This is a genomic window from Nostoc sp. JL34, assembly GCF_017114945.1.
Taxonomy (GTDB): domain Bacteria; phylum Cyanobacteriota; class Cyanobacteriia; order Cyanobacteriales; family Nostocaceae; genus Nostoc.
In genome coordinates, this window is sequence record NZ_JABXKQ010000172.1 from 1 (window position 1) to 9535 (window position 9535).

The window sequence follows — 9535 nt, forward strand, 5'->3', positions numbered from 1 at the left end:
CGGTTGATGGTTAAGAGGCTTGCTGCACCTTCTTAGATGTCAAATGGGTTCTATACGAGTAGGCAACGATGTAACTCAGAATTAGAACAATCTTTAGGTGTAGAGTTTACTACGTTAGAACACTTGCTGCAAAAATCTGATTTTGTGACATTACATACACCATCTGCTGATGATACTTATCATCTAATTAGCGATCGCCAATTTGAGTTGATGAAGCGATCGGCTATTTTGATTAACACAGCGCGAGGAACTATTGTAGATCCAGATTCTCTGTATCGCGCCCTTGCAAGTGGTCAAATTGCGGCTGCGGCTGTGGATGTCACTGAACCAGAACCGATTCCCAGCGATAGCCTGTTGTTGACTCTAGATAATCTAATTATTGCACCTCATATTGGCAGTGCTAGCCGTCAAACGCGCTCAAAAATGGCAACAATGGCGATCGCTAACTTAATCGCGGGATTGAGAGGCGATCGTTTGGCTTATTGCGTTAACCCTGAAATTTATTGATCGTACTTACATTCACACCCGCTTGTCAGTGGGAATGTAACTTCAATGCCCATACAAACAGAAATAGTTATTCTTCAATTAGAATTGTAATTTTTTAACTGGTATTTTTCGAGCAACTCTTTAACTTGAGCGGCGACTAAAGGATGTGGATCTTTTTGTAATTGGGGTAGAATTTGCAAGAGAACGCGATGTGAAACCATATTCAAGTATGCGATCGCAGCTTCTCTGACAAAGCCGGTTGGATGACGCAAACTCACTAAAATCTCAGAACTGGTTAGTCGGATGCGAGTTACTTGAGCATAATGAAAACAGCAAGCTAGGCACCAGTCAGAAAGAAAGTTACCCAACATCAGCAATCTGTGGAGGCGATCGCTAACTACCATATTCTCATATTCTCCGATCTTGGCTTCGACAAGATATTGCAATTTTTCTGGCTGCGGTCGATTATCTAAAATATTCAGCAACAAAGACTTTGAAGACAAAGTTACGGTATGTTCTAAGATTTCTAACCCCCGCGCTAAGTTTACCACTGAGAGCGATCGCAGATTAAATGCTGCTGCCTGCATCTTTTCTGGCGAGTAAAGCAGTTTCAGTAGCAGTAAAAGTCGTTCTTTGACATCCAATTCCAATTCTAAAAGGGCGCGTTGCAGTAACTCAGAGACAATCACAATCCTCTCACTGGATTGATAATTTTCTTTTTGGTCTAATGTTTTAAAGTCTATGTATGCGGCGTAAATTTCACCTAAAAATTTTAATTCCTGCTTGATTAAATTTTCTACCCGACTTTCATAAAACCGATCCACTAAACCTGTAATTCCTGGTTGTTTATGTATTTTTAGTAAGCTACGAAGAATATGATCCCTAGTAGTACCCCAAGATGTCTCCAAGTTTTCCCATAAAGTCTCCAAGGCTTGCTGAGTACCGACTTGAGCAATGGTGCGCCAAGCGTACATCCGCACTACTTCCGGTTTGTAAATATTCGTAGCCAATCGCAACAGCATTTCTAGAGCTTCATTTTCTAGACGCATTAGGGATGACATTGCTGTAGTGCGGGTTGATTTGTAATAAAGTGCTGCAATCAGTGCCGAATAGTACTCCTCTAAATGGGTTGCTGCGATCATTTCCAATACGGCACAGCGCACCCGTAATGACTCATCTTGTAATAAATTTGGGATATGAATCCGCAACGCCTGCAAATAGACTGCTTCTCTGAGCGCTCTCACTCCATTTACCCGTTCCCGTTCTTGCTTATGAGTCAACATCCGGCGCATGGTTTTAGTAGCTGCTACCTTTTGCATGGGCGTTCCCTGGCGTAAGACTAAAGCGGCGGCGGTAGCGCGGATAAGTGAGTTTTGTCGGGGGTTTAGGTATCCTTCTAGGAGGCTTAAATTGGGATTTGGTTCAGCCAACCAAACGTAGCGCAACGCTAAAGCAAAAACTTCGGGGTTAGTTTCTTGGGATTCTTCTAGTAAAGGACGGATGGTGGGTAGATAAGCAGGATTTGCACCTCCCATCAGCATCACTTCTAAACTTTGGCGCTGCAAATCTGGGGTTAACTTCACTAGTAGAGGTGCTAAAATTTCCGCAGCTCCTTGGGAATCCATTTGGGCTAAAAGTTCAATGCAAGAGCGTTTATCAGCATCACTGCCTTTTTCTGCTAAAGCTTTGACTACTCCCTGCTTAAAGAAGCGTAAGCCCACATTAGTTGCACTCAAGTGACCCCGTGCCACACTCAAGACTAACAGCTCAACATAGCGCGATCGCAATTCCCAAACTACTGTTAAACAGGTGCCAGCTATCAGCATTGTTTCTGCTACCAACACCCACTTTTGCAGTGGTACGGGTACAAACCGCCCACAAAACAATAGAGTTACAAAAATTACCGCTCCTGTCAAACCTGTTGCGATCGCTTCGGCTGTTCCGCCAGATAAAGTCTGCATCCGGCTGCGAATTGCTTCTGGAATCGGTTGGTACAGGATGGGGCCGCTACTCATGACAAAGGTGTAGCGCAGAAGTTCATCACAGAATTTGACAATTATCAAACCCCAGAAAAAGCTTTGCGATTGGATGGCTGGAATTAAATGCAGCAATATCAGCACACCTGGTAGTGAAAAGCCTACAGTGATTGGTAAAAGCGTGGCAGTGAAAAAGACTCCCATTCGTTCGATGAGTCTGCTGGAAATAAACCACTGCAACAACAACTCACATAGTCCCAACATCCCACCAAAAAGACCTAAGAAACTGGCAAGTTCTCGGTCGCCCAAATTGGATTGGAGTTCGCGTAAATACTGAAAATCTATTAACAATCCAATGACTTGCAACAGACCCACAAAAGCAAACAACTGCCAGACATAGCGCTTCAGCGGACTTTTGATAAACCGCTGTCGGGAAGCTTGGTCTTCAGGAATCACTCTTTGTGGGGTTTCAGGAAAAGCTGCTCGATAGCGATGAGTTAAATAGAATAAAATCCCCGATCCTAATAAAATCACTACACAGGCGATGAGGATGATCTTATTCAGCGTGGTGTATTGCACTAGCCAAGGCAAACTAAAGCCACTGATCACATCTGCTACTAAAAGACCACTACTCACCAGTGGGTAAGTGCGCTTAATTTCCCGGATGTTAAATAGTTGGTTGGCGACGATGGAGATGTTGAGGTCATTGACTACATAAAGTGCATCTACCCACAGCCGGAGCAAAAATACCGAAATAACTGCCAGGTAGGAAAAATGCGATCCCCAACGTAATACAACTAATAAAACTAATGGCATCAACATGCAAGGTGCGATCGCCACAATTACCCGACGTAAGGGAAAAATCTTTTGCAGCCAAGAGTATAAAAAAACCAGTCCGGCACTCATCGCGGCACTGGCAATATACATCCACGGTAGTAGGTGAGTTCCATACTCATCCAAAAACAGCGCCACTGTGCTGTCCTCTGCCCATCGCAATCCTACACATACAGTTGTGTAAAAAATAAACATTATCTGAGTTCGTTCGCTCTCCTCTGGTCGGAGATTCACCCACTGTAGTAGTCGTGTTAGAACACCTTTATTTGTAGCCAACCAGTAATTTTTCAGTTCCATGCAGTTTTATTTTCTGGTAGTATCACCACGCAATGGGAGTGGGGAAGCAGGGAGGGCAGGAGAAGAAAATACTTGTCCCCCTTATCCCCGATAGGTTCGGATAAGCAGGGGAGGCAGGGGGGCAAGGGGGGTAGCGGAGGAAAGAGAGTTAGTTATTAGCATTTCTCTCCCCCTGCTTCTCTTCTCCCCCTGCTCCCTCTGCTCGCCTCAACAGATAACTTTGTTAACCTAACCGTATTGCCCTCATCCCTATCTCCTGGAAATAGCAAAAGTCCTGAGCGACTGAGTATTATGTTTCCCACTCAGGCTTCAGGACTATCGATTTTAGATAAATTTAAACGACCTTAGAACTTTGGGTGCATATTGGCATTCAAAGGAAAATGAAAAAATCCCCTCACTTCTAGCTAGGGGATTTTCAAACTTAGTCTATTAAACAGTTAGAGAATTATTTTTTAGGCGAGATGAGCATCATCATGTTTCGCCCTTCTTTTTTAGGCGCTTGTTGAAGCTCACCATAAGGCTCCAAATCAGTTGCCATTCGCTTGAGCAAATCTTCTGCTAGGTCGCTGTGTTGAATTTCTCGACCCCGGAACATCACAGTCGCTTTGACTTTATCGCCATCTTTCAAAAAGCGCTCTGCTTGCTTAACACGCACGTTGTAGTCGTGTTCTTCTATTTTGTAGCGCATCTTAACTTCTTTGACATCAGCTGTGTGCTGCTTTTTCCGGGCTTCCCGCGCCTTTTTTTCCTGCTCAAACTTGTATTTCCCGTAATCCATAATCCGACAAACTGGCGGGTCAGCTTTGTCACTGAGTAAGACCAAATCTAGCTCTTTCTCTTCTGCTAGTTGTAGTGCTTCCTGTGGGGGCATAATTCCCAGTTGAGCACCGTCAGTGTCAATGACTCGAATTTTCGGGAAACGAATTCGTTCGTTAATTTGGGGCAGATCGCGAGTTCTTTTCTTCTCAATCACAGGCATTATGATTTGTGGGAGCTCTTAATGAAGGATTTGGTGTGGTCTAGATTGGTATGCCTCAGAGGCAAAATACAGAAGTAACTCAGAACTGAAAACATGGTCTCCAGTTCTAGGGTAACTAATCCATAAAATAGTTGCCTCGTTGTATTTGTCATTCTACTCACTCTGAGATAATTTCTCTGCAATAGTTAATCTAAATTACACAACCTAGACCATGTTAAATATTATTACAATTATTTCGCAATACTTTTGACGATCACAGCAACAATTGGTTTAGGGGATTGAGGCTTTTGTGGGGCAGTTTGAACCATTACGATTCTCCTCAAGGTTTGACGCTGTATTTAACAGTCACACCCCTAACCTATGCCTGTTACCCAAGTCTTCTCTTCATCCCTCAGACACTTCTAAGTGTTAGATCTGACTGCTAAATTCAATACACAATCAAGCGGGAAGTAACTCATGCCACAACTTCAAGTTGTGGGTAAATCGAAGTCATTAGTACGTTTTTCACGATTTTCGTACACTCGGCACTAATAATTAGTGACCAAGACGGCCAGGGGCGATTCATCCCATACATGGAAGGAATAAGCTGACTCGCCGGATTTATGTAACATTTGTTTATCTTCAAATCATAATCGAGGCATTTTGTAAAGTCGCCAAACTCCTACTTCACTATGGCGACAGGCTAATCAACGGATCAGGTAAATTAAGATAAGTAAAGAAAACGCTTTGAACTAAATGGCAGCTCTAAGCTTACAAGAAATTTCTACTCAGTTAGAAAGTCCAAATTTACGCGATCGCATGGTAGCCCTTGCTAATCTGCGTAATGTTCCCCCTGAGGATGCAGTCCCTTTGATTAAAAAGGTACTAGACGACGAATCTTTGCAACTGCGATCGATGGCAATATTTGCCCTCGGAATCAAGCCGACGTCAGAATGTTATTCAATTTTGGTCAAAATTCTCGAAAATGATCCAGATTATGGTATCCGTGCTGATGCCGCTGGGGCCTTAGGATATTTGGGTGATGCCAGAGCCTTTGAGGTGCTGTCGCGGGCATTTTATGAAGATACTGATTGGCTAGTACGCTTTAGTGCAGCCGTTTCTCTAGGTAATATTAAAGATCCCCGGGCCCGTCAAATTCTTCTTCAGGCATTGGATAGTAAAGAAGTAGTGTTGCAACAAGCTGCAATCTCTGCACTGGGAGAAATTCAAGATATTGAGTCTGTCGATCAGATCCTGCGCTTTGCCCAATCGGATGATTGGTTAGTAAGGCAACGTTTGGCAGAAGCCTTGGGAAATCTTCCCACTCCTAAGAGTGTCTCAGCTTTAAAATACTTGGAAAAAGACAATCATTTCAATGTTGCTGAGGCAGCCAGAATTGGCCTCAAGAAGCTTGAGGAAATAGGCGATCAAGCTTAATATTAAAGCCTCCTGCTACCTTTTAATAATAATTAAGTGGGAATTTTAGCATTTTGATGCAGGGTAATTTCATTCATGAATATTGAAGAGTTTTTTCAGTTAAGTGCTGGTAAATGGTTTTCTCATCGGACTAGTCAATATTTGGCTTTTAACCAATCTGAAAATAGCAAGTCAGACATCATCATTGAGACGCTGGCAGTAGATCACCCAGAAGCGATCAAACTGTGTCAACAGTACAAAATTAATCCTAGTTCTGCTTCCTGTGCTACTAAAATTACCTGGAACGGGACAATGGAAAAGGATCAAGTAAAACACAGTGGTTCAACTGTGTTAGTTTCGGTACCTGATGCGGATAATCCGGCCCAAGGCAAGTTACTGCGAGAAATAGTTGATGTCAATAAAACTCCAGTTGCCGGACGCTATAAAATTGACAGCGATGGGGCTTTGATCTTAACTATAGAGGATGAAACCATATCGTCAGAGGAGCGCCTGTGGTTTGCTAGCCCCAATTTGCGAATGCGGGTAAATGTCCTCAAGAGTTTTGGTGGATTTAGTATCACTTCCTTCACTTCTGAGATTCGCATGGGTGGATTTCCACCAGCCGAGAAGGCTTCGGAAGCGGCTAATTCAGTATCGAGTTAGTTTGATAACAAAATATTCCCCCCGTTTCTGGGGGAATAAAGTAGATATGGGTTGCAATCCTGTGTAGGTTGAGCGGAGCATTAAGCAACATTTTGCGGGGTTTGTTGGGTAATGCTTAAGCTCAACCTACGATATTCTTAACCGAGCAGTATTGAGATAGGTTGGAATTAGTGAAAGTTTTTATTTGCTTTGCTGGTATAAATTTATTTAATTTTCTCAGTTGCGATCGCACCATTTACTAGCTCTCTTCTCTATTCAGCATCTGTTTACGAATTAAAACGCTACATCACACCAGCCAATCGACAAATTCATCAAAGGTTACTAACTTGGGTATGGTTTGAGTCATGGCTTTTGAGAGTTATTGCTTTGGAAATATTATCTCTAATCTAGGGGACTGCGGACAGATTTTCCACCACGGTTAAGAACGTGGGTATAAATCATTGTAGTTTTTACATCTTTGTCTTTGAGTTATTCTTTTACTGGGCGGATGTTATAGCCATTTTGCAGTAAATGGGTAGGGAAACTATGATGAAATGTATGACAATCCACCTTTTTTTGAATACCAACTTGACGAACCGCTTATTTGAATGCTCTTTGTAAACTACTTTCATGGCTGCTTTATGTTCCGGCCTTAAGGGGAAAGGGCATTCTATGTAAAGACAAGTAACGTTGATATCAAGCAGCCATTAAACAGATGATTCAACAAAAATTCCCTATATTCCCTTATAGGCTAAGACAAATCGGAGGCATCCTTGTTTTGGCGATCGCCTACTATGGGATGGCTGAAATTTCACGGCATCTTGCCTCCACACCCCAGAATGTGACTCCAGTTTGGCCCCCGGATGGAATTGCTGCTGGGGCTGTTCTGTTGTTTGGTAACTGGATCGGGTACGGTGTTTTGTTGGGTTCATTTCTCGCCAACTTCTGGGCGTTCCAAGATCCAACAAGTTTCTTATCTCTGGTGATTTCAACCCTACCAGTTCTGGGAATTGCGATCGGAACAACCTTGGGGACTCTGTTAGGTAGCTTCCTGCTACGGAAAACTACCAACCTTCACTATCCCTTAGAACGTGTCACCGAAGTGTTCAAGTTTTTAATCTTAACCAGCATGGTGGGGCCGATCATCAATGCAACTGTTGGAGTGGCCTGCTTGGCTTTGAGTGGTAAGGTTCCCTGGACTACGTATGGGGCAGTCTGGTTAACCTGGTGGATTTCTAATGTTTCGGGAATTTTTATCGTCAGCCCAATTCTGCTTAGTTGGGGGCAATTCATTCAAAAAAACCGACATTCAATCTGGCAATGGTTATCGCTCAGTTCAACCTCAGAGGATTCTGAAAATCCTCCTCATATTCGATATTCCCTAGCAAACTCACGCCGTTTAAGATTCTCGTTAATCGTAGAGCCAATTATCTTGATCGGGTTGGTCTTTCTCGTCGGCAGAGTTGCTTTTGATAAGGGATATCACCTGGAGTATATGTTGATTCCGATGTTGATCTGGTCTGCCTTTCGACTAGGGCAACCGGGTGCAACGCTGTTAACTTTTATTGTGGCTACGATCGCAGTAATCGCAACTGTCAATGGCAAAGGTGGTTTTGTGGCTGCGGATCTCAACCAATCTTTGATGCAACTGCAATCGTTTATTGGCGTGATTACACTGACAATTCTTGTGCTGACAGCAACGATCGCAGAACGAGCACAAGCAGAAACCAAGTTGCGTTTAGCTTTTGCTGAATTAGCCAGAACCAATGAAACTCTGGAAGTTCGAGTTCAGCAGAGAACTGAAGAATTGAATGAAAAGAATACGACTCTGAAGCAAACTCTACAAACATTGAAACGGACTCAATTGCAGATGCTTCAGAGTGAAAAAATGTCTGCATTGGGACAGATGGTGGCAGGGGTTGCCCATGAAATCAATAACCCGGTTAGTTTTATTCATGGCAACTTAACTTATCTTTCTGAGTATATCCAAAACTTGTTGAGAGCATTACAAGCTTACCAACAGCACTATCCCAATCCACCTCAAGCCCTGCACGCAGAATTGGATAAACTTGAACTGGACTTTTTACGGGAAGATATGACCAAGATTCTTCAGTCCATGAAAATTGGTACTGAGCGCATCGATACTATTGTATTATCGCTGCGGAATTTCTCGCGCTTGGATGAATCAGAATTGAAAGCGGTAGACATTCATGAAGGGATTGATAGTACCTTGGTGATTTTGCAACATCGATTGCAAGCGACAGGCGATCGCCCTGAAATCCAAATTATTAAAGAGTATAGTCAGTTACCACTGATTGAATGTGATGCTGGCTCCCTGAATCAAGTGTTTATGAGTCTTTTAAACAATGCTGTTGATGCATTAGAAGAATCTAATCAGGGGCGTTCGTTCCAAGACATTTTAGCCAACCCCAATACTATCTGCGTTCAGTCTCGTAAAATCGATACAAACCAAGTGATGATTATAATTTCTGACAATGGAATAGGCATTTCAAAAGAAATTCGCTCTAAACTATTTGATCCTTTCTTCACCACCAAGCCCGTTGGTAAGGGCACTGGTTTGGGTTTGTTTATAAGCTATCAGATTGTGACTGAAAAGCATGGCGGTAATCTTTGGTGTGACTCCACAATAGGGCAAGGCACAAAGTTTGTGATTGAGATTCCTGTAAAAGCTAAGAGGATTGCTTGAGTAATTGCATCTTGGCACTGAAAATGCGATCGCCGATGATTGTCTGCAAATGATCGAGCTAATGGCAAAAAATCATCAGACTTAAGGGACTACCAAAGAATAAATTATATCGTGTCCGGTTCAAGACTTATCATTAAGACGGCAGGGGAGCAGGGGAGCAGGGGGCAGGGAGCAGGGAGCAGGGAGCAGGGAGCAGGGAGCAGGGAGCAGGGAGCAGGG

General features: G+C 43.1%; 6 protein-coding genes. 4 read left to right on the forward strand and 2 right to left on the reverse strand.

The genetic code is table 11. The features are described 5' to 3' along the window. Positions 1-36: 36 nt before the first annotated feature. Positions 37-507, forward strand: coding sequence for an NAD(P)-dependent oxidoreductase (locus HWQ44_RS31055; RefSeq protein ID WP_366931408.1), 471 nt, complete (start codon positions 37-39; stop codon positions 505-507). Between the two features lie 74 nt (positions 508-581). Here the strand turns inward: HWQ44_RS31055 and HWQ44_RS31060 are convergent, their stop codons facing one another. Together HWQ44_RS31060 and infC are read right to left on the reverse strand one after the other, a co-directional pair. Further along, complete coding sequence (locus tag HWQ44_RS31060) at positions 582-3593, reverse strand: MFS transporter (RefSeq protein WP_292725951.1); 3012 nt, start codon at positions 3591-3593, stop codon at positions 582-584. 445 nt (positions 3594-4038) lie between these two features. Continuing rightward, complete coding sequence (gene infC, locus HWQ44_RS31065; RefSeq protein ID WP_292725953.1) at positions 4039-4572, reverse strand: translation initiation factor IF-3; 534 nt, start codon at positions 4570-4572, stop codon at positions 4039-4041. A 735-nt stretch (positions 4573-5307) separates the two neighbouring features. On the opposite strand from infC, the gene HWQ44_RS31070 reads away from it, so the two are divergent. The 3 genes from HWQ44_RS31070 (at position 5308) to HWQ44_RS31080 (ending at position 9316) form a co-directional block, all read left to right on the forward strand. After that, the gene (locus HWQ44_RS31070; RefSeq protein ID WP_292725955.1) at positions 5308-5988 is read left to right on the forward strand and encodes a HEAT repeat domain-containing protein; all 681 of its coding nucleotides are present in this window, start codon (positions 5308-5310) and stop codon (positions 5986-5988) included. Positions 5989-6063: 75 nt separating this feature from the next. Next, positions 6064-6630 carry a phycobiliprotein lyase gene (locus HWQ44_RS31075; RefSeq protein WP_292725957.1) on the forward strand — a complete coding sequence of 189 codons (567 nt, stop codon included), beginning with the start codon at positions 6064-6066 and terminating at the stop codon, positions 6628-6630. 694 nt (positions 6631-7324) lie between these two features. Then, positions 7325-9316: an MASE1 domain-containing protein gene (locus HWQ44_RS31080; protein WP_292725958.1), complete on the forward strand. Its 1992-nt coding sequence runs from the start codon at positions 7325-7327 to the stop codon at positions 9314-9316. The last annotated feature ends 219 nt before the right edge of the window (positions 9317-9535 follow it).

Coding starts and splice junctions, on each gene's coding strand:
- HWQ44_RS31060 (WP_292725951.1), bottom strand. CDS start 3,593: ATGGAACTGAAAAATTACTGGTTGGCTACAAATAAAGGTGTTCTAACA.
- HWQ44_RS31075 (WP_292725957.1), top strand. CDS start 6,064: ATGAATATTGAAGAGTTTTTTCAGTTAAGTGCTGGTAAATGGTTTTCT.
- HWQ44_RS31070 (WP_292725955.1), top strand. CDS start 5,308: ATGGCAGCTCTAAGCTTACAAGAAATTTCTACTCAGTTAGAAAGTCCA.
- HWQ44_RS31055 (WP_366931408.1), top strand. CDS start 37: ATGTCAAATGGGTTCTATACGAGTAGGCAACGATGTAACTCAGAATTA.
- HWQ44_RS31080 (WP_292725958.1), top strand. CDS start 7,325: ATGATTCAACAAAAATTCCCTATATTCCCTTATAGGCTAAGACAAATC.
- infC (WP_292725953.1), bottom strand. CDS start 4,572: ATGCCTGTGATTGAGAAGAAAAGAACTCGCGATCTGCCCCAAATTAAC.